21 protein-coding genes and 1 rRNA gene are annotated in these 26,143 nt (G+C 41.0%); 7 read left to right on the top strand and 15 right to left on the bottom strand.

Annotation, left to right across the window (positions count from 1 at the left end):
* The 3 genes from M2132_RS05590 to M2132_RS05580 all read right to left on the bottom strand — a co-directional run.
* Positions 1–87: ribosomal RNA gene (locus M2132_RS05590) — 16S ribosomal RNA — on the bottom strand; the annotation flags it as partial.
* Positions 88–440: 353 nt separating this feature from the next.
* Complete coding sequence (argS, locus tag M2132_RS05585) at positions 441–2,234, bottom strand: arginine--tRNA ligase (protein WP_280672144.1); 1,794 nt, start codon at positions 2,232–2,234, stop codon at positions 441–443.
* A 98-nt stretch (positions 2,235–2,332) separates the two neighbouring features.
* Positions 2,333–2,869: an HD domain-containing protein gene (locus M2132_RS05580; RefSeq protein WP_280672142.1), complete on the bottom strand. Its 537-nt coding sequence runs from the start codon at positions 2,867–2,869 to the stop codon at positions 2,333–2,335.
* 53 nt (positions 2,870–2,922) lie between these two features.
* Here M2132_RS05580 and M2132_RS05575 point away from each other — a divergent pair, with 53 nt between their 5' ends.
* Positions 2,923–4,092 carry a DUF1343 domain-containing protein gene (locus M2132_RS05575; RefSeq protein WP_280672140.1) on the top strand — a complete coding sequence of 390 codons (1,170 nt, stop codon included), beginning with the start codon at positions 2,923–2,925 and terminating at the stop codon, positions 4,090–4,092.
* 137 nt (positions 4,093–4,229) lie between these two features.
* Here the strand turns inward: M2132_RS05575 and M2132_RS05570 are convergent, their stop codons facing one another.
* The 7 genes from M2132_RS05570 to M2132_RS05540 form a co-directional block, all read right to left on the bottom strand.
* The gene (locus M2132_RS05570; protein ID WP_280672138.1) at positions 4,230–4,604 is read right to left on the bottom strand and encodes an NINE protein; all 375 of its coding nucleotides are present in this window, start codon (positions 4,602–4,604) and stop codon (positions 4,230–4,232) included.
* 289 nt (positions 4,605–4,893) lie between these two features.
* A complete protein-coding gene (locus tag M2132_RS05565; RefSeq protein WP_280672136.1) occupies positions 4,894–5,172 on the bottom strand; it encodes a zinc ribbon domain-containing protein in 279 nt (92 codons plus the stop codon).
* Positions 5,173–5,252: 80 nt separating this feature from the next.
* Complete coding sequence (locus M2132_RS05560) at positions 5,253–6,293, bottom strand: tyrosine-protein phosphatase (protein ID WP_280698225.1); 1,041 nt, start codon at positions 6,291–6,293, stop codon at positions 5,253–5,255.
* Between the two features lie 538 nt (positions 6,294–6,831).
* On the bottom strand, positions 6,832–7,143 hold the full coding sequence (locus M2132_RS05555; protein WP_280672133.1) for a GIY-YIG nuclease family protein: 312 nt from the start codon (positions 7,141–7,143) through the stop codon (positions 6,832–6,834).
* A 138-nt stretch (positions 7,144–7,281) separates the two neighbouring features.
* A complete protein-coding gene (gene tsaE / locus M2132_RS05550) occupies positions 7,282–7,695 on the bottom strand; it encodes a tRNA (adenosine(37)-N6)-threonylcarbamoyltransferase complex ATPase subunit type 1 TsaE (RefSeq protein ID WP_280672132.1) in 414 nt (137 codons plus the stop codon).
* A 158-nt stretch (positions 7,696–7,853) separates the two neighbouring features.
* Positions 7,854–9,407 carry a bifunctional response regulator/alkaline phosphatase family protein gene (locus M2132_RS05545; RefSeq protein WP_280672131.1) on the bottom strand — a complete coding sequence of 518 codons (1,554 nt, stop codon included), beginning with the start codon at positions 9,405–9,407 and terminating at the stop codon, positions 7,854–7,856.
* Positions 9,408–9,515: 108 nt separating this feature from the next.
* A complete protein-coding gene (locus M2132_RS05540) occupies positions 9,516–9,845 on the bottom strand; it encodes a hypothetical protein (RefSeq protein ID WP_280672129.1) in 330 nt (109 codons plus the stop codon).
* 332 nt (positions 9,846–10,177) lie between these two features.
* On the opposite strand from M2132_RS05540, the gene M2132_RS05535 reads away from it, so the two are divergent.
* The 3 genes from M2132_RS05535 to M2132_RS05525 are packed head-to-tail and all read left to right on the top strand — an operon-like array spanning position 10,178 to position 12,705.
* Positions 10,178–11,104 carry a cation diffusion facilitator family transporter gene (locus M2132_RS05535; RefSeq protein ID WP_280672127.1) on the top strand — a complete coding sequence of 309 codons (927 nt, stop codon included), beginning with the start codon at positions 10,178–10,180 and terminating at the stop codon, positions 11,102–11,104.
* A gap of 36 nt (positions 11,105–11,140) precedes the next feature.
* Positions 11,141–11,698: a hypothetical protein gene (locus tag M2132_RS05530; protein ID WP_280672125.1), complete on the top strand. Its 558-nt coding sequence runs from the start codon at positions 11,141–11,143 to the stop codon at positions 11,696–11,698.
* A gap of 26 nt (positions 11,699–11,724) precedes the next feature.
* Positions 11,725–12,705 carry an alpha/beta hydrolase gene (locus tag M2132_RS05525; RefSeq protein WP_280672123.1) on the top strand — a complete coding sequence of 327 codons (981 nt, stop codon included), beginning with the start codon at positions 11,725–11,727 and terminating at the stop codon, positions 12,703–12,705.
* A 121-nt stretch (positions 12,706–12,826) separates the two neighbouring features.
* Here the strand turns inward: M2132_RS05525 and M2132_RS05520 are convergent, their stop codons facing one another.
* The 3 genes from M2132_RS05520 to M2132_RS05510 all read right to left on the bottom strand — a co-directional run bounded on the left by M2132_RS05520 (position 12,827) and on the right by M2132_RS05510 (position 16,120).
* Complete coding sequence (locus M2132_RS05520) at positions 12,827–13,546, bottom strand: response regulator transcription factor (protein ID WP_280672121.1); 720 nt, start codon at positions 13,544–13,546, stop codon at positions 12,827–12,829.
* Positions 13,547–13,555: 9 nt separating this feature from the next.
* On the bottom strand, positions 13,556–15,109 hold the full coding sequence (locus M2132_RS05515) for a sensor histidine kinase KdpD (RefSeq protein ID WP_280672119.1): 1,554 nt from the start codon (positions 15,107–15,109) through the stop codon (positions 13,556–13,558).
* Positions 15,110–15,493: 384 nt separating this feature from the next.
* Positions 15,494–16,120 carry a porin family protein gene (locus M2132_RS05510; protein WP_280672117.1) on the bottom strand — a complete coding sequence of 209 codons (627 nt, stop codon included), beginning with the start codon at positions 16,118–16,120 and terminating at the stop codon, positions 15,494–15,496.
* A gap of 475 nt (positions 16,121–16,595) precedes the next feature.
* Between M2132_RS05510 and M2132_RS05505 the strand changes: the two genes are divergently transcribed.
* From M2132_RS05505 to M2132_RS05495, 3 genes are read left to right on the top strand one after another with little or no spacing between them, the layout of a single operon-like run.
* Positions 16,596–17,618, top strand: a complete 1,023-nt coding sequence (locus M2132_RS05505) for a glycosyltransferase family 1 protein (protein ID WP_280672115.1) — start codon at positions 16,596–16,598, stop codon at positions 17,616–17,618.
* Positions 17,615–18,853 carry an NAD(P)/FAD-dependent oxidoreductase gene (locus M2132_RS05500; RefSeq protein WP_280672113.1) on the top strand — a complete coding sequence of 413 codons (1,239 nt, stop codon included), beginning with the start codon at positions 17,615–17,617 and terminating at the stop codon, positions 18,851–18,853. The genes M2132_RS05505 and M2132_RS05500 overlap by 4 nt, the downstream gene beginning before the upstream one ends.
* A 48-nt stretch (positions 18,854–18,901) precedes the next feature.
* A complete protein-coding gene (locus M2132_RS05495) occupies positions 18,902–20,578 on the top strand; it encodes a putative transporter (protein WP_280672111.1) in 1,677 nt (558 codons plus the stop codon).
* Positions 20,579–20,598: 20 nt separating this feature from the next.
* Here the strand turns inward: M2132_RS05495 and M2132_RS05490 are convergent, their stop codons facing one another.
* Positions 20,599–22,419 carry an LTA synthase family protein gene (locus M2132_RS05490; RefSeq protein WP_280698223.1) on the bottom strand — a complete coding sequence of 607 codons (1,821 nt, stop codon included), beginning with the start codon at positions 22,417–22,419 and terminating at the stop codon, positions 20,599–20,601.
* 24 nt (positions 22,420–22,443) lie between these two features.
* The gene (gene metH, locus M2132_RS05485) at positions 22,444–26,142 is read right to left on the bottom strand and encodes a methionine synthase (RefSeq protein WP_407932413.1); all 3,699 of its coding nucleotides are present in this window, start codon (positions 26,140–26,142) and stop codon (positions 22,444–22,446) included.
* Between the last annotated feature and the right edge of the window lies 1 nt (position 26,143).

The following is a 26,143-nucleotide window of genomic DNA, read 5'->3' as shown; positions in this document are numbered from 1 at the left end:
ATTGCTACCGCCATGCTGCCCCTCGACTTGCATGTGTTAGGCCTATCGCTAGCGTTCATCCTGAGCCAGGATCAAACTCTTCTTTGTATATTCTTTTTTTTATACCTTCAGTTATCCCTGACCCGATGCAATCCTTTTTTAATTTAAAATCTGAATTGACCGGGATTAGTACTTATTTCTTCCCTTTGAAAGAAAGAATTCGCACTACCCGTCTAATGCTATTTTTTTTCTTTTATTGTTCCTTTTTACCAAAACCTCAAAGATCGCTTCTCGTGTGCTTTTCCCCTAAAACTACACTGCTAAAAAACTGTGCGCTTAACTGGAAAGCGGATGCAAAAGTAGAAACTTTATAAATACAAAACAAACTTTTTAAAACCTTTTTTGCAAAGTTTTTTTTACCTCAAATGATTTACAAGAACTTACATATAGATGGTTTAATATTACATCCTATCCGGGACTTCTATTCCCAACAAGGCCATTGCCTGTTTTACAACCTTAGCTACGTTTGCCGATAGCACCAAACGGAAACTCTTCAAACCAACATTTTCTTCTTTCAAAATAGAAAAATCGTGGTAGAATTGGTTATATTCTTTCACCAATTCGTACGAATAGTTTGCCAACAGGGCAGGATTATATTCGTCGGCTGCTTGTTTAAGCACTGTGGCAAAATCGCCTACCAACTGGATAAGCCCTTGTTCTTTTTCCGAAATCTCTATATCTGCCGGCAGAACGTCAGGTATCACGATACCCTGCTCCTGAGCCTTACGCAACACAGACTGGATACGCGCATAAGTATATTGGATAAATGGACCCGTATTCCCATTAAAGTCGATAGACTCTTTCGGGTTGAAAGTCATATTCTTTTTGGGGTCTACCTTCAGAATAAAATATTTCAGAGCACCCAAGCCAACCATGCGCGATACGGCGTTAGCTTCTTCTTCGGTATAGCCTTCCAACTTGCCAAGCTCTTGAGAGGTTTCTTTGGCGGTCTGAATCATTTCGTCCATCAAATCGTCGGCGTCGACAACCGTTCCCTCGCGCGACTTCATTTTTCCTTCGGGCAATTCTACCATTCCGTACGAAAAATGAACCAGTCCCTTGCCAAATTCAAACCCCAGCTTATCCAGCAGAATTGAAAGGACTTGAAAATGGTAATTCTGCTCGTTGCCTACCACATATACCATCTTATTAATATTGTAATCGTTGAAACGCTGTTTAGCAGTTCCTATATCTTGTGTCATATAAACCGATGTGCCATCGCCCCGCAACAGCAACTTATGGTCGAGACCTTCGCCTTCGAGGTTAGCCCAAACAGAACCGTCTTCCTTCTGATAGAAAACACCTTTATCGAGCCCCTCCAAAACGGTTTCTTTACCATCAAGATAAGTTGTAGATTCGTAGTAAATCTTGTCGAAGTCCACACCCAAGCGTTTATAGGTTTCGTCAAAACCGGTATAAACCCACGAGTTCATTTTCTCCCACAGGGCAACCGTTTCCATATCGCCAGCCTCCCATCGGCGGAGCATCTCGCGTGCTTCGGCCATGAGTGTAGAATTGGCCTCGGCTTCTTTATCGTCCATGCCCGATGCTTTCAACTGGGCAAGCTCGGCCTTATAATGCTTATCGAAAAGAACATAGAAGTCGCCCACCAGATGGTCGCCTTTCTTTCCTGTCGATTCGGGCGTCGCGCCTTCTCCCCATTTTTGCCAAGCAAGCATCGACTTACATATATGTATGCCACGGTCGTTCACTATATTGGTTTTTACCACACGGTTTCCGTTTGCTTTCAACACTTCAGCAAGGGCAAAGCCTAAGAGGTTATTACGGATATGCCCCAAATGGAGCGGTTTGTTTGTGTTGGGCGACGAATATTCGACCATCACCAGCGGAGCGTCGGGAGTTACAGGGACGATTCCATAATCGGCCTCCGCATTTATATTATTAAGTGCATCAATCCAAACCGAAGTTTTCAGAACAAGATTCAAAAAACCCTTTATAACATTGAAGCCGGCTATTTCATCTACATTGGCTTTAAGCCACTCGCCTACTTCTTGAGCAGTTTGTTCGGGGCTTTTTTTCGACATTTTCAGGAAAGGAAAAACCACCAGCGTAAAATGCCCTTGAAATTCCTTTCTTGTTTTTTGCAGTTCGGCTTGTTGTTCGGGTATATCTTGTCCGTAAAGGCTTTTAATAGCCTTCTGTATTTCTTGCTTCAGTTTTTGTTCTATTTTCATTTTTCGATTTTGTGATTTTCTATTTTCAGACATTTAAACAGGTTCTTTCTCCCTTACAGGATGCAAATTTAAGAAAAAGAATCAATCATCGGTCTACATTACAAAAACATCCGGCACCACTCTTTTATCTGTAATACAGAACGCTCTCCTCGTTTTTCAAATTTCTTCAATAATTTCTCCACCGTTTTTTCTTCATTCAAGTTTGTTTTCGAGAAAAAACAATCGGAAAAACAAATAATCTGCTCTTCTATACTGATTGGCATATAGTCGCGGGGCGGTATTGGCAGTTTTTGCTTTATTACTTCCTCCTGCTTCAGGCCGGCGCCTGTGTGCCGCTCGCAAACCAAAGCATGACGAGAATATCCTTCTTTCCGTACCAAATCGGCACCCAACACACCATGGCAAATGTAAGGCCTATCGCCAAAGCATTGTATTTCGGGGGCGTTTGTCATAAAAACACCTATATCGTGCAGCATAGATGCCTCGTACAGAAACTGCCGGTCGGCATTCAATTCGGGATGATTGTCGGCAATCAACAGAGCTTTATCGGCCACAGCCTTGCTGTGATTCACCAATATATCGTATAGCTCGGAATCTCTTCGATAATATTTTTCTATCAAATTATTTACATCCATAACTTTGTCTATTTCGTACAAAAATAGGTAAGTTTGCAGCAAATACAGATTGCATGAAAAAATATTTAGGAATTTTATTACTATACGTTTGGGCATTAAGCCTGCCTAACCTTTCCATGGCTCAAGTAAAAGTAGGTGCCGACTGCTTAAACGAACTGTTACCTCTCCTTAAAGATAAACAAACTGCCATTGTTGCCAATCAGACTTCTTGCCTTAACGATGGTATACACCTCGTTGATGCACTTCTGACAAAAGGAATATCAATCACCAAAATATTTGCTCCCGAACACGGTTTCAGAGGTATGGCTGATGCCGGAGAAAGGGTTCTTCACGGAAAGGACAGCAAAACAGGCCTGCAACTCATATCCCTTTACGGAAAAAACTACAAGCCAACCAAGCAGCAATTGGAGGACACAGACATTGTCGTTTTTGATATACAAGACGTTGGCGCGCGTTTCTACACATACATCACCACCATGCACTACGTTATGCAAGCTTGTGCGGAAAACAATAAGCTATTCATCGTATTAGACAGACCTAACCCCAATGACCATATTGACGGGCCTGTTCTGAACATGAAATTCACATCATTCGTAGGCAAACACCCTATTCCCATTCTGCACGGACTGACGATAGGCGAACTTGCCCTGATGATAAATGGCGAAGGGTGGTTAAGCAATGGTTTGAAATGCGATTTAAAAGTCATACCCGTTAAAGACTGGAAGCACGGACAAGCCTATTCGCTCCCCATCAAACCATCACCAAATCTGCCAAACGACCAAGCAATACGGCTGTATCCTTCGCTTTGTTTCTTCGAAGCGACAAAAGTTAGTGTGGGGCGCGGCACAGAATTTCCATTCCAAGCGGTAGGCTACCCCAACCCTAAATGCGGTTCGTTTAAGTTTACGCCAAGAGCATTGGAGGGGTCGGACAAAAACCCGTTGCAAAAAAACCGTCTTTGCTATGGCATAGACCTGCGTAAAGAAAAGACTGACGGAAGCCTCACTCTGAAATACCTGATAAGCTTTTATAAAAGCACAGGCTTAGGCGATAAGTTTTTCTCCTCACGCCAATTTATGAATATGCTTGCAGGGACTGACCAGCTTCGCCTACAAATACAAAGAGGGATGACCGAAAAGCAGATTCGCAAGTCGTGGCAAAAAGATTTGGACAAATATAAACAAATGCGCTCCAAATATCTGCTTTACAAAGACGAGCGATAAGCTTCCTTCTCCCTCACACTATTATTCTATTAGCTATGAGAATAGCACTAATTAAGAATGTAAAGAATCCGATAAAAATAAAAACACTATGGAACAACTGTCTGCTCCATATAGTGTTTCTATATTATAATCGAAAATTATAACAATGTTTTCTTTTTAAACTCAAATTCTTCTTGAGTAATAATTCCTTTTTCTTTCAAGTCAAACAACTTTTCAATTTCATCGCTGGAACTGTTACTTTTTACAGAATCATTTTGCAAGCTACCGTTATTTACTGTTATATTTGTGTGATTAGGATAAAGAGGATAAGTAGTATTATATTTTTGGTTGAATTTATTTTCGTCCATTATTAAAAAACCAATAAAATCAATCACCGAAACAATAAGAGGAATAAATGTCCAACAAAATAAAAAATATAGAATACCTAATCCAGTTTGGTTCAGATAGAATCGGTGTACACCAATACCTCCAAGAAGAATTGCTAAGACTGCTGCGGTTGTTTTACTTTTCATAATTACCTATTTAAGATTTAGTTATTAAATGTTACAATTATATTTAACCATTATTATTTAAGGTTTGAAAATAACACAAAACATCACATAATTGAGATTTCTTATCTACAAAAAAATTCTATACCATACGAAGTATATAAATTCTGTCGTTTTAGCCCCAATCATCTAAATGTATTATATAATATTTCTTATACTCCTTAGTGCGAAAGATTATTTCGTGTTCTTTGGTTTGTAAAATATTTCCCGCAAAGGTATGTCATTTTTTATAAAAAAGACCTTTTTTATAATATTATTTAGCCCAACGTTTCAGCATAGGAAAATACTTTTTCATCTCGGCCCGTGCTTCTTCTTTAGTGAGCTTCTTGGGCGCATCTTTATTAAATTCGTCCAAAAACTGAAGGCAGGTTTCAATCATTCCATCCATCGTTGTATCGGATGTGAAGTTCCCTTCCTTAAAGCAATAAACACAGTAATCTTCGTTTAGGCTTTTATCGGCATTTGTTCCATGATCTGCATCCGTGTTAAGTGGCATACCGCAACTTTGGCAAAACTTCATTTGTGTTTCCATACTATTCTATTTTTTATGTGGTTAATCACCACAAAGCAAAGAAAAAATCCATATTAAAACAAGAAGTCTGTTTGCAAAACTTAATACAAATACAGGTCTTTCATTTTCTGGATATCAACATCCAATACTTTAGTTAAGAAGTTTTCGATGCTACCGTGTTCTATCCGTATTTGCTCAAGTGCCGCACTTAAATATTCGGCACGTACCTCAAACATTCCCCTGATTGCAGGCTTACGGGCAATTATATCAGCATATTTATTGCCAAGGTATGCGTTAGACGAAAGATAGTCGTCCATGATGATTGTATCATCAACCCCCAAGGCAAACAATATCAACGCTGCCGCAAGTCCCGTACGGTCTTTCCCTGCCGAGCAGTGAAACAAAAGAGGAGTGTCATCCGGGTTTTGTAATAAACGGAAAAGTTCTTTATACTGCCCGATACTTGCCGTATCGCTAACCAAAAGGCGGTTCATATCGGTCATCAAAGTTTCGGACGAAACGGCTGCCGTCTGAAAATTTGCCAGATTGCCGGGAATTATTGGCAGTTTATAATTCGTCTTCACAGACGAAGGTTCTCTGTCGGGCGACTTCTGCACCTCTGTTTCGGCTCTGAAATCTACAATCGAAACAATAGGAATGCTTGCCAAATAATGCAAATCGGGGTCTGTTAGATTACTGAGATCGTCACTGCGGAAAAGTTTTCCCCACTTCACATACCGCCCGTCCTGCGTACGGAATCCGCCCAAATCGCGGAAGTTATATCCGCCTTCCATCGGCAAATGGCGTTCTGCCAAAATAGCCTTACCATCGGGGGTTACTATCTGAAAATAACTATGTGCCGTATTGCTCACATGCAGAGAAAATTCGCCACTGCCTTCACCTTCGGCAACGGGTGTTGTCATGTCTATCTTTTCAGGAGAATGCCCCGCATAGACAGTCCATTTTCCCTCTGTTTCTATTTTCAATCGAGCTTCTTTCGTTTCCTTATCTCTCACTATCGATACCTGTCCGGAAATATCTTTACCCGAGTATTCGGCTTTCGGAGGTGTTGTTTTGTTCGCGCAGTTTGTTGTTATTATCATAAGGACAGAAAGTATTAAAACAGATGGTATTAATTTCATTTTCTTGATTTAGTCAGACTATGATTTAAATTCGAAAAGCCCATAGTGCACCCAGTGAATTTACATCAAATTACTTATTATAAATATTTACAACATTTGTCTTTGAGTCATCTACGTTCCTCGAACATTGTTTCTGAACAAAGTGAAAAATCTCTGTGTTTTTTATTCAAGATCCTTCGTTTCACTCAGGATGACAAAATAGATATATGTTATCTTTCAAACAATTAGTTTTTATTTTCTAAATGCATTACAAACTCCAAAGATAATTAATTTATCGCTTCGAAGAAGAATGATATTCTATATAGAGGCTTCATTCATGTTAACATGATTAGAATTCTTTTATAACCCGTAGTGCATTTAGAGAGTTTATATCAAATGATTTATTATAAACATTTTATAGCATTTGTCATTCTGAACAAAGTGAAGAATCTCTGTATTGTTTATTAAAGATCCTTCGTTACACTCAGGATGACAAAAAAATGATTGTGCTGTTTTTCAAATAATTATCTTTTGTTTCCTAAATGCACTACGGGGCCTTTTATAATACCTCGTCGTTCAAGAATGCAAACTGGGGATTTATTTCTTTTACCAGATTCTCTTTTTTTTGCCTTGTCCAACCTTTAATTTCTTTTTCTCTGTTTATTGCATCTTCAATATATGCAAAGCGCTCCCAGTATATCAAGTTATAGGCATTATATTTCCCAGCAAAATATTTTTTACCATTCAATGCATCTTCTTTATGTTCATATAAACGCCGACTAAGATCATTAGTTACACCTGTATAAAGCACCGTTTTTGTTGCATTAGTAGTTATATATACATAATAATTATGCATGCCTAATGGTTTCATATCTTTTTACGTCATTTTATTGTCATTCTGAGTGTTAACGAAGAATCTTTTGCTTCTCAGATGCTTCACTCACGTTGAGCATGACAAAAGCATCAAATTGAAGGCCTTTTTTCTGTTTTTTTCGCAAGCTTCGAAGTCTTAACTAATTGTTATTTTTCGGGTTGCATCGGGTTGCTCTTCAATGGTTACGTTTATTACATCGTGCGGAAGAAGGGCTTCTACCTTTTCGGGCCACTCCACAAAGCAAAGGCTGCCGCTGTAGAAATAATCTTCGTAGCCAAAATCGTAGGCTTCTTCAATCCTGTCTATGCGGTAAAAGTCGAAGTGATAAATCAGCTCGCCCGTACCGGAACGATATTCGTTCACGATGGCAAAAGTAGGGCTGTTTATTACATCCTCAACGCCCAACTCCTCGCAAAGAGCTTTAATGAAAGTGGTTTTACCTGCCCCCATGCTTCCTCGGAAGGCAAAAGCGGTATTATCGCCCATCGTTTTTATGAACTCAGAGGCGGTTTCGCGAATTGTATCGAGCGATTTTATAGTTAATTCCATTGGCTTTTTTCTGTTCTATTCTTCTTGCAAATTCTCTAAAATATCAATTGATATATTTTGTCATTCTGAGTGTTAACGAAGAATCTTTTGCTTTCCCCAGATGCTTCACTCATGTTCAGCATGACAAAAAAATAGGAATATCATTAAAATTCATTACATCACTTAGGGTTCATCGTTATGAAAGGAACTATCATTTCCTCGAGCGATATACCTCCATGCTGAAAAGTGTCGGCATAATACGACACGTAATAATTATAGTTGTTTGGGTAAGCAAAAAAATCGTCACCATAAGCAAATATATATCTCGTGCTGATGTTAGGCACAGGCAACCCAAAGCGTGCGGGGTCGCGCATTTCGTACACTTTCCGTGAGTCGTATGCCAAATTCCGCCCCAATTTGTAACGCAGATTGGTGTTAGTGGCTTTGTCGCCAACCACTTTTACGGCATTCTTCACGCGGATGGTTCCGTGGTCGGTGGTGAGCATCACCTTGTATCCTTTTTCGGCTATCCGTTTAAACAAATCGGTGGTACTGCTATGCTTAAACCACGAGCGTGTGAGCGAACGGTATGCCGACTCGTCGGAAGCCAGTTCGCGAATCATCTTCGAGTCGGTACGGGCATGCGATAACATATCCACAAAGTTGATTACAACGACATTAAGCAGGTTACGGTCGAGCGTATTGAAATTTTGCACCAGTTTTTCGCCCTGAGCAGATGACAGTATCTTGTTGTACGAAAACGTATATTTTTTGCGGAAACGATCTATCTGTGTCTGAATAAGTGGCTCTTCGTTCAGGTTCTTACTTTCCTCCTCGTCTTCGTCTATCCAAAGGTCGGGATACATATCGGCTATCTGCTTGGGCATAAGTCCCGAAAAAATGGAGTTCCGCGCATATTGCGTTGCCGTTGGCAGAATGCTGTAATACATATCTTCGTTGAAAGTAAAATCTCCGGCAAGCAGATCTTTCACCTCCCACCATTGATCGAGGCGGAAATTATCGATCAGTATAAAGAAAACCTTTTCGTCACTATCGAGCGTAGGGAATACCTTATCTTTAAAAAGATCGGGACTCAGCAAAGGCCGATCGTCGCTCCCCCCTGCAACCCAGTCTTCGTAGTTTTGACGCACAAATTTGACAAAAGCGTTGTTCGCCTCTTGCTTCTGCATACGCAGGAGGTCTATAAGCGGGTTTTGCGAAGCGGTAAGCTCCATCTCCCAATGAACTATTTTGCGGTACACATCAATCCATTCGTCCGGAGTGCGGGCATCGTTTATCTGGGTGGCTATCTTGTTATATTCTTCCCGATAGCCTTCAAGAGTGGCTTCGGTCATGATATCGTCTTTGTGCAGATTTTTCTTTATGGACATCAAAATCTGATTCGGATTGACGGGTTTTATCAGATAGTCGGCTATCTTGCGCCCTATGGCATCGGTCATTATGCCTTCGTCCTCGCTCTTGGTTATCATAATGACAGGCACATTGGGATTTATTTCCTTCAGTTTCGACAGGGTTTCGAGCCCCGACAGCCCCGGCATGTTTTCGTCAAGAAAAACAAGGTCGAAAGTCTCGTCACGGAAAGAATCGATAGCATCTTGTCCACTGTTTACCGTAACCATTTCGTATCCTTTTTCGTTAAGGAACAAAATGTGCGGACGCAACAAGTCTATCTCGTCGTCGGCCCAAAGTATGCGTTTTTTCTTCATTGTCATTATTATTTATTTCATTCAAAAATACTGATTAATGCCTTTATTAGAAACATAACGCGGATGTTTTTCCGAAAGTATAATGAATAGTAAGTATTTTTAAGTATGCGTGTGCTATTCCTCAGCTTCTATCTTCTTCAGAAAACGTTTGAGGACAAACAGTTCATATTTTTCATGAGCCTCCGATTCGCGGGCTTTGGTCAGTATAGTTTCTAATTCGCTATTTATACGTTTCAGTGTTTTACTATCTTCGGTATATGCAAACCACAACTTTACAATATAAACATTGAGCAAAACAAATGACACAAGCAAGATAACCGGTAAGATAAAATCTCTCAAAAAAGCATTTCCGGCAAGCAAACCTGAAAACAGACCTACGGTTATCACTGCCCAGATAATGGGCAACGAGATTGCAAAAACTTTGATAGAGTTTGTATTTTTCATAATACTCAAAAAAAAGAAACGAGGCCAACATGCTCACCTCTTTATCGGGAGGCATCCCCCCAAAGTACGGTAACAATTCTTATGCTGGATTTTATATATATTGCGCATATAAAATTTCCGGCAACACTTTACCATTGTATCAGCGCAAAGTTAATATTTTTATCGAATATACCCCGAGGGGAAACCACAAAACACGAAGAAAGAATGTTCTTTCTCAGCCCGATAGGACGATTGGAGAAGGGTTGTACGTTTTTTATGTATTAGTATTTCGCAGTCTTATAAAAACATCGTATTTTCGCACAGCATAAAAAAACTATCATTGAGACACAGGTATGAATGAGGCTGTCTGTAAAGAAAAAATACTGATAAAAACATCGTGGATAAGCACCCTGGGCAACTCACTCCTGTCTGTTGCTAAGATTGCTATCGGTATCCTGTCGGGCAGTTTGGCCGTGTTGGGCGATGGGATAGATTCCGCAACCGATGTAATTATATCCATTGTAATGATTTATACGGCACGCATCATGAACCGCCCGCCCAGTGCGCAGTATGCTTACGGATATGAAAAGGCCGAGAGCATAGCCACAAAAATCCTGTCGTTCGTAATTTTTTATGCGGGTATCCAGATGCTTATATCGTCGCTGCATAGCATAATTGAAGGCACGGAAAGAAACATGCCAACTATGATAGCTATTTATGTAACGGTCTTTTCGATTGCCGGGAAGCTCTGTTTAGCAATCTACCAATACCGTCAGGGTAAAAAAATAAACAGCCCAATGCTCATGGCCAACGCTAAAAATATGCGCAACGATATACTTATATCCTTAAGCGTACTGTTGGGGTTAGCTTTTACTTTCCTTTTGCAACTACCTATATTGGACTCTGTTACAGGTCTGTTTGTCAGCCTATTCATCATAAAATCGTCTATAAGCATTTTTATGGACTCGAACGTAGAACTGATGGATGGCGTGAAAGACACATCGGTCTACGAAAAGATTTTTGAAGCCGTAGACAAAGTGCAGGGGGCAAGCAATCCGCACCGTGTGCGCTCGCGCCAGATAGGCGGAATGTATATGATAGTACTCGATGTTGAAGCCGATGGAGAGATTACCCTGAACGAAGCCCACAACATAGCTCAAGAGGTTGAAGAAAGCATAAAGCAAACCATCGTAAACGTTTACGATATTGTTGTACACGTAGAGCCGCGCGGCGTGCATCATGTGGAAGAAAAATTCGGTATAAACAAAAATACTTTCTGAACCGATTATTCTATAATCAGACAAAACTATATCTAAATGAAGAAAATCATCTTTAATGTATTTCTCTTACTCCTTGTAAGCCTCAGCACCGCTGCCCAAACAGTGGAAAAGAGGACGATAATAAATATAGATGACCTTTCGGACGAGCAATTGGAGAATATTCCCAACATGATTTCGCACGATGGTTGGGTTTTGATTAAGTACAATGGCGAAAATATGGTTCTGAACCTATCGAACACCGATTACCGTTTATCCTTCAGCACCAACTGTGCCAATGATGAAAGGATGCCGTTTTTTATGATTGAGTATTCCGAGAATTACCGCGATGGCGACTATGGAGGCATTGACTTTGTAAGTTCGAAGATTGATGATAAAGAACCTGATTTTCTGATTGATGGTAAGAGCTTTGGAAATCCGTTTCATAAATTTGAGAACAACGCATTCAAAAAATTTATAGAAGCCCTGAAAGAAGCAAAAACTTTTACAATAGCCATTTACGACACCAATTCGAAGGGTAAAACAAAGCTAAACCGTAGTATTGACTTCAAATTAGCAAACAGCGAGCTTTTAGATTCGTTCGGTATTTGCCCCTGATTGGCATAGAATAAACAACCGCCATTATGACTGTAAACAAAAAATTGAAATCGGCACTAAAATGGAGCAGCATCGTATTGTTGGTGTTGTTTGTGCTTTTTAATGCTGTTTCGGCTATGCAAGCCTATAAGTTTACCCACTTCGTAGACAATGCCGAAACTGTAAACAGTCAACCATCATCCTTACAGAAAATAAAAACACTCTTTCTGGGAATGGACATTCCGCATCCGCAAACCAAACAATACCCCAACGTACCTTACCAAACGGTAAGGATTCAGGCATCGCCCCACAAAACCCTCGAAGCATGGATAATGCCGACAGACAGCCTGAAACGGGGCTTCTTCATACTCTTTCATGGCTATGTGGACGAAAAATCGGCAATGCTTGGCGAAGCTTATGCCCTGCGGCAGATGGGCTACGACGTTATGCTGGTAGATTTTGAAGGAGCTGGAGGTTCTACCGGAAATACCGTCACGATAGGCTATCGCGAAGCCGAAGACGTGAAAGCGGCTTACGAATACGCACAGAACACCCTGCGCGAGAAAGATATATACCTCGAAGGGTTTTCTATGGGTGCGGCAGCCGTTGCCAAAGCCCAGAGCGATTATAGGATGAACGTCCGTGCCGTAATACTGGAAGCCTCTTACGGACGGCTCGAAGATGCCGTGAAAGTGCGCATGGGCAGACTGGTAGATTTACCCTCTTTCATGAAAAACTCGCTCTGCCTTTGGGGCGGGCTTGTAAACGGATTTAATGTTTACAGCATGAATCCCGAAGATTATGTAAAGAACATAACCGTTCCCGTTCTGATTACAGGCGGTGGAAAAGACCCGAATATCCCTGTGGACGAAACCCAGCGAATATACGCCAACGTAGCTTCAAAAAACAAAACACTGGTTATTTTCCCCGAATCACTGCACGAATCGTACCTCATAAAGCATCCCGAAAAATGGACGCAAACGGTAGCCGGTTTCTTAAACAGCCTATCCGAAATAAACAAAGAATAAACATTGTTGTGCCCATTCTTTCTTGTAAAGGCAAAAAGGGTAACGATGCCAAAAAGAAAAGTCCGCCACTAAAAAATGACGGACTTTTACTCAAAAATTATGTTCTGTTTTCTACGTAATCTTACTCTTCGTTCGATTCAGCATTTTCGTCTACCGGAGCGATAAGCTTGTAACCTTTTCCGTGTATATTGATGATTTCAATATCTTGGGCAGGCTTCAATAGCTTACGCAATTTGGTGATATACACGTCCATACTGCGAGCGTTGAAATAGTTGTCATCGACCCATATTTGTTTCAAAGCATGATTGCGTTCCAAAATGTCATTTGCATGAGCACACAATAAACTAAGAAGTTCCGACTCTTTGGTTGTCAATTTTGTTTGTTCGCCATTGATTGTCAGTATCTGTTTTTGTGTATCGAACTGCATTTGCCCGAAACTATAAACTTGCTGGTCTTTAACTTTCTTACCTTTCACACGGCGGAAGATAGCTTCTATACGCAACACAAGCTCTTCCATGCTGAAAGGTTTAGTGATATAATCGTCAGCTCCGGCTTTAAATCCTTCAAGAATATCGTCTTTCATATTCTTTGCCGTAAGGAATATAATAGGTACACTGGTATTAATCTGTCTGATTTCTTTAACCAGTGTAACACCGTCTTTTTTGGGCATCATAACATCAATGATACAAAGATCATATTTGTCTCTTGTAAAGCCTCTGTAGCCTATTTCACCATCCGGGAATAGGTCTGTTTCGAATCCTTTTGCCTGAAGATATTCTCTTAGCAATACACCAAGATTCTCGTCATCTTCGCATAGGAATAATTTAATTTTCTCATCCATAACCATTTTCTACTTTATAATAGGTAAACATATAATAAATTTCGTTCCTTTTCCCATCTCGCTTTCGGCTTTGATGGTCCCTTTATGATCATCAACAATTTTTTTGACATAAGCAAGCCCAAGTCCAAACCCTTTCACATCGTGCCGGTTTCCGGTCGATACGCGGTAGAAGCGTTCAAAAATCTTTTTCTGCTCTTCTTTTTTGAGGCCTATACCATTATCTTCGATCGAAATATAAAGCTTCGAGCCTGCGGGATTGTTCCATGTACGAATCATCAAATCCAATTCTACATCTTCGCGCCTGTATTTAACTGCGTTTTCCAGCAGGTTGAACAATACGTTTGTGAAGTGCATTTCGTCAACACTGACTGCTGTTTTTTCGGCTTCGAGGTCTACATCAAGTCTACCTCCTGCCTTTTCAACTTTCAGCTGATAAGTGTTGGCTACACTGAAAATAATGTCGTTGACATCCATTTCCTTAAACTTAAGAGTGGCTTTTTGTTTTTCAAACAATGACATCTGCAAAACCTTCTCTACCTGGAAACTCAGCCGTTTGGTTTCGTCGTTAATCACTCCCGATATATGTTTAAATACATCAGGCGATTTCGTTATTGACGGGTCTTTCAGCATCTGTGCCGCTAATGAAATTGTGGAAACAGGTGTTTTGAGTTCGTGTGTCATGTTGTTCATAAAGTCGCTCTTCATCTCCGACAGACGCTTCTGGCGGAATATCAAATAAATTGCGATGATAAATGTCGTCAGCAAAACCAGTATAAAAATGATAGACGGTCCTAAAAAGAAGATCTCATTATAGAGGTAATGTTCCCTATCGGGGAAATATATTCTCATAAAATTAGATTTCTCAACAGGGTCGTTCTGATACAATATTTGCGGATATACCTTTTGCCGTGAGGTAACCACAAAACTGTCTTCCTGAAAAACCGTTTTATCATCATACGTAACTATTGCCATCCTGAACGGCAACTCTATGCCGTTGTATCTCAACTCGTTCTCAACCCTTTTGTGCAAACCTTCATAATCAACACGCTGGTCGAGGGGTAGTTTAACCGATTTATTGATGATGTCGTAAATCACATCATCAAGTATTTTCCGCTGATATTCATACCGTTGCTTTATAACTTCCTGCATCTCGAACGAGGCGCTTGTTATTGACTTTGAGCCCCGATTCGGGAACAAAGACACCGCTTTTGGCGGGTTTATTTTTTCGGTATGAGTAACATACTCTTCTACATATACACCTCCGGGAATAGATGTAACCGTCGCTCCGTGAGTTTGAGTTACAATTTTATCGCCCGGTATGTAGGCTGTTTGTTTTTTCTTATAATCTTTTTTAGCCGCTGCTATTCCATCTTCCAAAAACTTCTTTGTCTGATCTTTCTCCAAACTTTTTGATGCTTGATACAGGCTCCGTTTAACGGCTTCGTCAAACTGGTCTCCTCGCATTCTTATAGTCGTTTTAAAGTATGTTATCTGCATATATAGCAACCCAAAAAAGGCTATTGCCATAACAGATGCGAGCAACCAGATTGTCGACTTCTTCATGATATCATCAAGCGTTTTAAATGTTTCTGTAATAAAAATAAATAAAACATCTTTTATTAGTTAATGTTTTCAGAAACACTTACATGTATTTAACAAATAAGGAGCGTTTTTGTTTAACATTTTCAATATATATAGCTTTTTGTTTCAGAAAAAAATATTTTTTTTATCTAAAACCCATATGCAAGCCTTTTCGGTACAGGCGGCGTCTCGGAAATTATATTTAGGGCGTAAGAATTTTGTGGTTTAGGGTAGACACACAATATTCTTAATTTTTTTATTCGGAATCATCAAAGAGGATACCCATTTCAATCAAGATATCCTCTTTGGAATATGTTGTTATATTATGCGTATCAAAAACAAAAGAATGCGCACTATATATATTTTTTAGAATTTGTAACCTACAGTTAGGAATGCATTACGGTTTTTGATGTCGTAAACATCAACTTTCGATATATTTATCAAACCAAATTCATAACCAAGGTTTACTGTAAATTTAGTAATCTCTGCACCAACACCAAATCCTAAACCAACATCAAATCTTTTTAATTCATATTTGCTAAAAGTATCGTTTTTTACATCTCCTATTCTTGATTCATATTTAGTTTTGCCTCCAATGCCATGAGCAAAGTAAGGACCCGCATTAACATTCAGGTTAAGCCCTGGCAAAGATACTAATTTATATCCTGCCCGAATTGGCAATTGCAAATACATCGCATTTGAAGTAATATCTGCATCGGATGCTACACCATCTTTCAGAACAAAACCATTCCCTTTATATCCTTTAGTTGTGAAGCTAAGGCCAGATTGTAGAAAAAAGTTCATTGGTAAAGCCAAATCGGCAGTAACGCCCACTTGAAAACCTACTTTAGCATCTGTGTCATCAATATCACCACCTACGTTAGAAAGGTTCATACCGGCATTAATACCAAAAGACAATGGCAATTGTGCAGAAGCACCTACGCTCACTAAAAGAGCAAATGCCACAACAAGAGGTTTTAGAAATTTTTTCATAATAGTTTCAGTTTTTACGATGCCTTCCTTTCACAAAACATCTAAAGTTAATATTAAGATAATTAGATAAATATCTGCAATTTATTTTCTCCAATAAACTCGGAATGTTCCTTGCTTATTGATTCTGGATAACGTAATTTGTTAACGCTAATTTCCACAAAGATATTAATTTATTTTTTTAAACAAAATTTAAGCAATGTTTTTTAGCTATCCTACAACTTTTTACGTTCGCAGCCGATAAAAAATACCTGAATTTAAAAGCATTTCATAGAATCGGTACCAGCTTCTTAAAGCAATATTCGTTTTATTTATCGGTTTTTAGCTTATTCGATTAGATATCCACAAAAATATTTCCCGTTTTTCTGTCCCCATATTGGAATAATAGTAATACCTTTGTCGAATTAGATATCAAAATAGGTATCTTCATAAAAGATAAATTGAATAGATTTTACATGCTAAAACGGGTACGCGATTAATGAAAAATACATATGAGTATAAGGGAATACTCACACAGCGCGAGGTTGAGAGTTGGCAATCATGGCAGGTCATATTTGAGTGGGAAGATGTATTATCGGAAAACATGAACATCCCCATAATGTCTGTAAAAAGAAAATGGTATCAACGAAAATTATTTGGATATCCTACTTTATGCAAAATCTTCAATTCTCTTAGATTAGAAAAAATATATAACCCTAAAAAATTATATATATACCATCAAATTGTAATTCAAAGTGAAATAGATTTCCCCCCTTGGCTACGAAAAAAAATAATACCTTGGATTGTTGATGGATTTATGGACGAGTCTGAACTCCCCTGTATTTATAAAAGATATGGGTCTTGTCCATTTCTATTAATATCAAGTATCGAATCTTACAATTATCTGAAAAGTAAAAACTGTCCACTCCATATATATTATGCACCACTAAGCTTATCGGACAAATACACAATTGATACAGAAATAAAATATACAAAAAAATACGATTTAATATCTGCTGGCAGAATAAATCCGGTTTTAGAAGAATATGTAAAAAGATATTCGGACGAAAACGATATAAATTTTGTTTACTCTAAGTTAGAAAATGGCAATTTTTATTATTTTTCTACCAAAACAGGACGTATCGGAACTTTTAATACCAGAGAAGAATACCTTGCATTACTGAAACAATGTAAGGTTGCTTTATATTCAACACCGGGTATAGATGGAGATGGTAGAAGTAAAGGTATGAACCCGGTAACACCTCGCATCTTTGAGTTGATTGCCAGTCAATGCCATATTATAGCAAGATATCCTGACACAGACGAAACCCGCTTCTTCGAATTGGCAAGTATAGCGTCTCATACAGATTCGTACGAAAGGTTCGTTGAGTTAATGGATAAATATATGAACACAGATGTTGATTTAATTAAATACGATAATTATTTAAAAAAACACTACACTTCTACAAGAATTAAATATTTGCGGGAAGCTATTGATGAATATAATCTGAATGTAAAATGAGAATAGCTGTATTAGGAGCAGGAGTTAGCGGCTTGAGTATAGCCCAATTGCTAAATAATGAATTTGAAATTGATGTATTAGAGAAAAAAGAAATACATGGGGGGATTGCCCGAACTAAAAGCGTAGATGGGTTTGCCTATCACACTGTTGGCGGACACTGCTTTAACACCAAATACGATGATGTACGTGACTTTATTTTTAACAAAATACTTCCGCTCGAAGAATGGAATAAAATAAAAAGGAACTCCCGAATCAGATTCTATGATTACGAGATAGATTATCCGATTGAATTCTCAATCAGACAAATATATCAACATGATCCCGAATTAGCTCAAAAACTAACTTTCGATTTCATTAATGCGGTTGACGATGGTCATTACCCAAATCTGGAGGAGTGGTTCAGAAAAAAATTCGGGAATGCCTTTGCCGAAGAGTATTTCATTCCATACAACACAAAAATATGGAATAACGAGCCTAATAAGATGAGCCATTTATGGGTAGAAGATAAACTTCCGATACCTAATAAAAAAATGTTTTTCGATGGCTTAATGGCAAACATGGACGACAATATGCCTCATTTTGAATTTTACTATCCAAAATCAAATAACCAAAACACTTTTATAGATGCCTTGGCTCATAATCTGAATATATTATATAATTTCGACGTACAGTCTATTGACTATGATTCGGACTCGAAAAAATGGGCTATAAACAACGATCAAGAATACGATCTTATAATAAACACAACACCTCTTAATGATTTTACACAAGCCTTAACACAGGCTCCAGACTACATTAAGAATAGTGCACAGCTTCTTAAAGGGAACGGGATATCGAATGTGCTATGGAAAACAAAACCAACAAACAAAACATGGACTTATATCCCCAACAATGATTATTTGTTCCACCGATACATCCATATTGGTTCTTTCAATATACCTAATCAAAATTATGCAACATCCGAGGTTATTGGAAAGCATACTTTTGATGAAATGGTAAACGCAGGCAAAAAAGACAGTTCTTTACTCACTCCTATTGATTATAATAACTCAGATTTAGCGTATGTTGTTTTTGACGACAATTATAAAAAAGCTACAACAGACATCAAAAATTACATAGATAGTATTGGGCTTTACACATTGGGACGATTTGGCGAATGGCAATATTACAATATGGATGTTTGCATAAAAAAAGCTATTGATTTAGCTGATAAGATACAAAACAAGATGATGTAGTGTTTTTAATTTGATGCAAAAATCTGCATCAGAATTGTCAGCGTAAAGATGGACTGGTTAGAAAATATAATCTTCACACCGTCAACCATTCAGACGGTAATACTCATATCCGCTGTTTCGGCAATCGGGTTGCAGTTAGGAAAAATCAAGATATTCAACATTTCGTTGGGTATAACCTTTGTCTTTTTCATGGGAATCGTACTGGGACACTTCGGAATGGATGTGAACCGCGATATGCTTTATTTTGCGCAGAACTTCGGGCTCATTCTATTCATCTACTCACTGGGGCTTCAGGTAGGGCCCGGCTTTTTCCCTTCTCTGAAAAAAGGAGGCCTGAAACTCAACATTGCCGCCTTTTCGGTTATCATTCTGGGTATTCTCACCACCCTTGTTTTGCACTACACAATCCATGTGCCCCTGCCCGATATGGTAGGGATACTTTGCGGAGCGGTAACCAACACCCCTGCACTTGGTGCGGCACAACAAACGTTGGCACAAATGGTTCCCGACAGCCAAGCCGGTATGTCGAGTATGGCTTTGGCCTGCGCCATCGCTTATCCATTGGGCGTTGTAGGGGTTATCCTTGCAATAGCCTTGATTCGCAACTATGCCATGCCCAAAAGCAATACCAATGACGACCACGAAAAAAAGGACAAAGGCACTTATGTAGGCGAATTCCAAGTGCGCAACCCCAAAATATCGGGCAAAACCATCATGGAGATAATGCAACACTCGCCCAAGAAGTTTGTAATATCCCGCATCTGGCGCGATGGAAAAGTTACCATACCCACATCCGACAGCCAGTTATTTGTGAACGACCACCTGTTGGTTATTTCCATAAAAGCCGACGTCAACGACATCACCGCCCTGCTTGGCGAGCAGGAAAACGTAGACTGGAACAAAGAAGACGTTGATTGGAACCATATAGACAACAGCCATTTGGTTTCGCGCCTCATTATCATCACCCGTAAAAAATTCAATGGAGTTAAATTGGGCAGTCTGAAACTGCGGAATATATACGGAATAAACATCACCCGTGTAAACCGTGCCGGGATAGAGCTTCTGGCTTCGCCCGAACTGTCTTTACAAATGGGCGACAAACTGACCATCGTAGGCGAATATAACGCCATAGAGAACGTAGCCAAACTATTGGGCAACGAGGTGAAACGGCTGCGCAATCCTAACCTTATAGCCATTTTCACAGGTATAGCCCTTGGGCTGATATTAGGTTCAATCCCTATCCCTTTTCCAGGAATGAGCGTTCCTATTAAACTGGGCATTGCCGGAGGTCCTATCATCGTTGGGATACTGATGGGAGCCTTTGGCCCGCGCATAGGCTTGACCACTTATACTACGCAGAGTGCCAATTTGATGCTCCGTCAGTTGGGTATCGTTATCTATCTTGCTTGTTTGGGGTTGGATGCCGGCGAGCATTTCTTCGAAACAATATTTCAAGGAGACGGCTTGCTGTGGGTTGCTCTTGGCTTCACAATAACCATAGTACCGGTACTGATTGTTGGATTTGCCTCGATAAAGATATTCCGGTTCAACTACTCAAAAACGGCAGGGATGCTCTGCGGAAGCATGGCCAACCCTATGGCTCTCGATTATGCGAACTCGCTGGTCGACACCGACGAACCAGCCGTTGGCTACGCCACAGTCTACCCCGTGTCTATGTTCCTGCGGATAATATTTGCACAGCTGATACTCGCTTTGCTTTTATGAAAAAAAATGACGTAGGTTTCTTACCGGCTACCTAAATCGGAATACATGGTTTGGAAAAATGCTTTGGCTTTCTTATCCATCATGTCTTTATTGCCTGTAATTTTCAGGATACCGCCTTTGTCGTTATCGTAAACGATTGTCCCTGCGCGGTCGGTCATCGAAAAGCCGTTTACATACGAATAAAAAGCAAACTTATCTGCCAACGGATTCATCATATCTTTACTGAAAATAAACTCCTTGTGTCCTATTTTGAGTTGCGACAGCAAGGTTGCAGCCAAATCGTTTTGCGAGCCGTAGTCGCTCACTACAAGAGGCTGTTTAACCGCCCCACCTGCCCAGACAAGCGGAATATGAAAGCGATGCGGAGAGTTACTCTCAGCACCTTTCGGGTAAGATTGCATGGCATGGTCGGCCACAAAAACGACAAGGGTATTACTCCACAAATCCGTGGCCTTCAGCTTATCCATGAAAACACCTATACAACTGTCGGTATAAGCTATCGAATTGAGGAACGGCTCTCCGAACTTCTTTGTGGATACATCAAACGGCTCGTGACTGCTCAATGTTAGCACTGTTGCCATAAAGGGTTTATCTTGTTGCGTGGTCGTTAAATCCGAGTAAAGACGGTCTAACAGATGCTCGTCAGGCACACCCCATTTAGTAAGACGCTGTGCCAAAGGGAATTCTTCATCTTCAGTGATATTGCTGATGCCGCATGCCCCAACAAAATACGAACGCATATTTGCAAAATCGGCATCCCCTCCGTAGTGGAACGAAAGTTCATAACCATTATCTTTCAGCGTTTTAGTGATGGTTGGTAACTTTTGTGTTTTCTGGGGATACTTCATTATAGCCACCGTAGGGTGTCCCGGATATCCGCTCAGTATGGATACAAGCCCCCTGTCTGTACGGAAACTGTTTGCGTAAAAATTACTAAACAGCACTCCTTGGCCAGCCATGCGGCACAGATTAGGTGCTATTTGAGGATTAAGGGCTACATCTGCCGAAAAGCTTTCCAGCATGAAGAGGATTATATTCGGGCGGTTAGTAGTCAGCAATTGAGGAATACTGTCGCACGGAGGTTGATTGTTCAACTCCGCAAATATCCTACCGGCTTCTTGCTTATCGAAAAACTGATATTGGTTACCAAAATCTTCCGACTTAGAAAACGAATACATCAAATTAAACTGCGGATTAATAGCCGCATGGTTCAGAAACATATTATCGCTGAAATAGGCTTTGCCTACATTCATCGTCGAAACCGTTACCCCACCTCTTATCGGCAGGAACAAGGCTGCCGTAAGCAGCAACAATACCACACAGGTTGCGCCTATACGCTTAGGCACTGACAAAGCTTTTACCTGCCTGCCTATCGCAAATACATATCCTATGTAGAGGATAGCAACAATCCCAACCATTGCTACAACGCCTATCACCATTTCCCAAACAGAAGCACTTGCCAAAGCTCCTTTCGGATTTTTCAGATAAAGAAACACCGACGAGTCGAAATGAAATCCCCAATAAGGATACAGTATAATATCAACAACACCGATTATGGCTACAAGGCTCAACACAATCAGAAAATAGACATTCAGTATCTTCCCCACAATTTCGGGCTTAAACCAGATAGACGCAATCAGCATCAATGCCGGAAACACCATCAGGTATCCGCTCATCGAAAAATCGAGCGAAAGCCCGTGCAGCAAAACATTGCCCCAATCGGCAAACGAAAATTCGTAGCCCGCCGGACTATTCACAAGCATAAACACAGTTTTACCGATACAAAATATCAGAACGAAATAGAAGAAAATACTAAAAAATAACGCCAGTCTATTTTTCATGCCCTTTCCAGATTATCTATAATTTCAAATCAGATTTGTTGCCAAAAATTTACGCATCGCTGCATCATCTATACCCCTACGCTCTATATAACTTTCGGCTTGCTGTTCCGATATTTTCCCCACGGTAAAGTATTTTGCCTGAAGATGCGCAAATATCAATCCGCTAACCGAAGCATTAGGCAGCATTACTCCGTTTTCGGTCAGTTCAACGCCTATATCTGCCGAATGCAACAAATCGTTATTCAACAAAAAGTTAACCGATTGGTCGGGCATAGACGGATATCCCACAGCCGGACGGATGCCCTGATACTTAAGAGCAAACATTTCGCTTACGGTCAAATCTTCGTCAGGAGCAAAACCCCAGTATTTTTTGCGTATTTGGGCATGTATATACTCGGTTGCAGCCTCAGCCAAACGGTCTAAAACCGACTTCAGCAGCAACACATTGTATTCATCGCCTTGGCGTTCGTACTGCGCAAACAGTTCGTTAGCACCTACCCCTGCCGTAACAGTAAAAGCACCCACATAATCGGTTTTTCCGCTATCGCGGGGAGCTACAAAGTCGCAAAGGGAAAGGCATGTATCTGTTTCGTTTTTTTTCTGCTGACGGAGCATCGGGAAACGGATTCCGTCTACATAAACCGATTCATCTTCGGCATACGCCTTGTAGATACCAAAAACGGCCTTCACGTAATCCGCTTTTTCATAAGCAAGCCGATGCAGCATAGCCTTGGCGTCTTCGTAAAGCCGCATACCTTCGGCTGCTTTTTCGCGTTCCGTTTCCGGAAACGAGTTCACCCATTCGGCTTTGCAACCGGGGCAATCGTGCAATCCCTGTACCGAAGCATAACGTGCCGACAGGTTCCACGAATGGAAAAAGAACTTCCAATCGATAAAGGGTATAATCTCTTCGAGAGGGATATGAGGTATTACCTGTCTGCCCGCAACCTGTGGTTTGGGTGGTTGGTAAGCGCTCCAATCTATTTTCAGACTGTTGTTTATGGCTTCCTGCAAAGGTAGTAGTTCTACTTTTTTGTCGGCCATCGAATCGCGCAGGACTTGATACTCTTCTTTTATTTGCTTCACATACTCGCCTCTTTGAGTGGAGCTTATAAGCTTTGCCACCGCCGCCGGAGCCTGCGAAGCATCTTTCACGTAAACAACCGAACCGTTATTGTATTTGGGGGCTATTTTTATGGCTGTATGCAGTTTCGAGGTTGTTGCCCCACCTATCATAAGGGGTATCGTGAAGCCGACTTTTTCCATTTCGTGGGCAACGATGCTCATTTCCTCGAGCGAAGGGGTTATCAGTCCGCTCAAGCAAAGGATGTCGGGTTTTTCCTCTTTCACCCTTTGAATAATAACTTCGGGCGGAACCATAACTCCGAGGTCAATCACCTCATAGTTATTACAAGCCAGAATAATGGAAACTATATTCTTTCCTATGTCGTGTACATCACCCTTGACGGTTGCTATCACCAACTTGCCTGCGCTGTTAGAGCCCGAAGACGAATCCTTCTGAGCTTCGATGGTAGGTTGTAGTATAGACACGGCACGTTTCATGGTACGCGCGGTCTTAACTACCTGCGGCAAAAACATCTTGCCCGAACCAAACAAGTCGCCCACCTTATTCATCCCCGCCATAAGGGGTTTATCTATTATATCCACAGCTCTGGGATAGGCTGCCAAAGCCTCTTGCATATCTTCTTCCAGATAGTCGCTTATACCTTTCACCAAGGCATATTCTATGCGCTGATCGAGGGGGAACGACCGCCATTCTTCGACCTTGCCTTCGCCCTGATTACTTTTTTCGTTTTTAATACGTTCGGCATACTCTATCAGTTGGTCGGTAGCCTCTTCCCTGCGATTCAGTACCACATCTTCGACCAAATTACGCAAATCGACAGGAATATCGTCATAAATTATAGACTGTCCCGGATTCACGATACCCATATCCATCCCTCGCTGAATGGCATGGTAAAGGAATACCGAATGCATCACCTCACGGATATAGTCGTTTCCTCGGAACGAAAACGAAAGGTTGCTCACCCCTCCGCTTATCTTGGCATGGGGCAAGTTTGCTTTAACCCACTCTATGGTTCGCAGAAAATCCACAGCATAGTTACGGTGTTCTTCAATTCCTGTTGCAATGGCTAACACATTGGGGTCGAAAACAATATCCATCGGATTAAAACCATCGTCAACAAGCAGTTTGTATGCCCGGCCGCATATCTCTATACGCCGCTGATATGTATCGGCCTGCCCTACTTCGTCGAAAGCCATAACAATAACAGCAGCTCCATACCGGCGAATCAAACGGGCATGATGCAAAAACTCGGCCTCCCCGTTTTTCAGAGAAATGGAATTAACCACAGCTTTGCCCTGCACGCACTTCAATCCGGCTTCTATAACCTCCCATTTAGAAGAGTCTATCATTACAGGCACACGCGACACATCGGGGTCGGACGACATAAGGTTCAGAAAATTGGTCATTTCCCTCACTCCATCCAACAGCCCCTCGTCCATATTCACGTCCAGAATCTGAGCGCCGTCTTCGACTTGTTTCTGGGCAATGCTCAGAGCCTCTTCGTATTTTTCTTCTTTTATCAGGCGGAGGAATTTCCGTGAACCTGCCACATTACAGCGTTCGCCCACGTTGATGAAATTTATTTCGGGCTTCGCTTCGAGCAGCTCCAAGCCCGAAAGCCACATATAACAGGGCTTTTCGGCAGGTTTGTGTGGTACGGCTCCTTCAACTAAGCTTACATAGCGGGCAATATGCGCAGGGGTTGTTCCACAGCAGCCTCCCAATATGTTAACAAGACCTTCGTCTATGTATTCTTTTATCTGGCGAGCCATAATTTCGGGCGTCTCGTCGTACTCTCCAAACTGATTGGGCAAACCTGCATTGGGGTAAGCCGAAATAAACGAAGGAGACAAACGCCCTATTTCCTTCAGAAAAGGTTTCATATCGGAAGCACCAAACGAACAGTTAAGCCCCACCGACAGGTAGTTTATGTGGCTCACCGAGGCAAGGAACGCGCCTATGGTTTGCCCCGAAAGCGTACGCCCCGCCTTATCGGAAAGGGTTACCGAAATCATTACCGGTATATCAATGCCTCGCTCGGCCATCACTTCTTCGGCGGCAAACAAAGCCGCTTTAGCGTTAAGGGTGTCGAAGATGGTTTCCACCAGCAACAAGTCTACCCCACCTTCAATGAGTCCCTCTATCTGCTCTTTGTAGGCATGGCGCATATCGTCATAGTTCACGGCACGGTACATCGGGTCTTCCACCCGTGGGCTCATAGACGTGGTTTTGTTGGTAGGCCCTATCGACCCTGCCACAAAGCGGGGTTTACCGGGGTTCTGGGCTGTATATCTGTCGGCTGCTTGGCGTGCTATCCGAGCTGCGGCAATGTTGATTTCTTTTGCCAAGGGTACCATATCGTAATCTTCTAACGAGATAGCATTAGCATTGAAACTGTTTGTTTCTATAATATCGGCTCCCGCATCCAGATATTTAACGTGAATGGCCTCTATCACATCGGGGCGGGTAAGGCAAAGAAGGTCGTTATTGCCCTTTTGCAGTATTACAACATCTTTGAAACGTTCGCCACGGAAATCTTCTTCCGAGAGTTTATATTCTTGTATCAAAGACCCCATAGCTCCATCAAGGATAAGGATTCTTTCGTTCAGTATCTCTCTGATATTATGTTTCATCAAT

It is taken from the genome of Dysgonomonas sp. PH5-45, assembly GCF_029893235.1.
Taxonomy (GTDB): domain Bacteria; phylum Bacteroidota; class Bacteroidia; order Bacteroidales; family Dysgonomonadaceae; genus UBA1309.
This window is presented reverse-complemented; position numbering and strand designations above follow the sequence as displayed.

What these genes read in the sequence shown, in the direction of transcription:
- M2132_RS05575 (WP_280672140.1), top strand. Translation starts at nt 2,923, where the DNA reads ATGAAAAAATATTTAGGAATTTTATTACTATACGTTTGGGCATTAAGC.
- M2132_RS05560 (WP_280698225.1), bottom strand. Translation starts at nt 6,293, where the DNA reads ATGAAATTAATACCATCTGTTTTAATACTTTCTGTCCTTATGATAATA.
- M2132_RS05515 (WP_280672119.1), bottom strand. Translation starts at nt 15,109, where the DNA reads ATGAAGAAGTCGACAATCTGGTTGCTCGCATCTGTTATGGCAATAGCC.
- M2132_RS05555 (WP_280672133.1), bottom strand. Translation starts at nt 7,143, where the DNA reads ATGAAACCATTAGGCATGCATAATTATTATGTATATATAACTACTAAT.
- M2132_RS05500 (WP_280672113.1), top strand. Translation starts at nt 17,615, where the DNA reads ATGAGAATAGCTGTATTAGGAGCAGGAGTTAGCGGCTTGAGTATAGCC.
- M2132_RS05530 (WP_280672125.1), top strand. Translation starts at nt 11,141, where the DNA reads ATGAAGAAAATCATCTTTAATGTATTTCTCTTACTCCTTGTAAGCCTC.
- M2132_RS05540 (WP_280672129.1), bottom strand. Translation starts at nt 9,845, where the DNA reads ATGAAAAATACAAACTCTATCAAAGTTTTTGCAATCTCGTTGCCCATT.
- M2132_RS05545 (WP_280672131.1), bottom strand. Translation starts at nt 9,407, where the DNA reads ATGACAATGAAGAAAAAACGCATACTTTGGGCCGACGACGAGATAGAC.
- M2132_RS05565 (WP_280672136.1), bottom strand. Translation starts at nt 5,172, where the DNA reads ATGGAAACACAAATGAAGTTTTGCCAAAGTTGCGGTATGCCACTTAAC.
- M2132_RS05535 (WP_280672127.1), top strand. Translation starts at nt 10,178, where the DNA reads ATGAATGAGGCTGTCTGTAAAGAAAAAATACTGATAAAAACATCGTGG.
- M2132_RS05510 (WP_280672117.1), bottom strand. Translation starts at nt 16,120, where the DNA reads ATGAAAAAATTTCTAAAACCTCTTGTTGTGGCATTTGCTCTTTTAGTG.
- M2132_RS05525 (WP_280672123.1), top strand. Translation starts at nt 11,725, where the DNA reads ATGACTGTAAACAAAAAATTGAAATCGGCACTAAAATGGAGCAGCATC.
- M2132_RS05520 (WP_280672121.1), bottom strand. Translation starts at nt 13,546, where the DNA reads ATGGATGAGAAAATTAAATTATTCCTATGCGAAGATGACGAGAATCTT.
- M2132_RS05570 (WP_280672138.1), bottom strand. Translation starts at nt 4,604, where the DNA reads ATGAAAAGTAAAACAACCGCAGCAGTCTTAGCAATTCTTCTTGGAGGT.
- M2132_RS05505 (WP_280672115.1), top strand. Translation starts at nt 16,596, where the DNA reads ATGAAAAATACATATGAGTATAAGGGAATACTCACACAGCGCGAGGTT.
- argS (WP_280672144.1), bottom strand. Translation starts at nt 2,234, where the DNA reads ATGAAAATAGAACAAAAACTGAAGCAAGAAATACAGAAGGCTATTAAA.
- M2132_RS05495 (WP_280672111.1), top strand. Translation starts at nt 18,902, where the DNA reads ATGGACTGGTTAGAAAATATAATCTTCACACCGTCAACCATTCAGACG.
- M2132_RS05490 (WP_280698223.1), bottom strand. Translation starts at nt 22,419, where the DNA reads ATGAAAAATAGACTGGCGTTATTTTTTAGTATTTTCTTCTATTTCGTT.
- tsaE (WP_280672132.1), bottom strand. Translation starts at nt 7,695, where the DNA reads ATGGAATTAACTATAAAATCGCTCGATACAATTCGCGAAACCGCCTCT.
- M2132_RS05580 (WP_280672142.1), bottom strand. Translation starts at nt 2,869, where the DNA reads ATGGATGTAAATAATTTGATAGAAAAATATTATCGAAGAGATTCCGAG.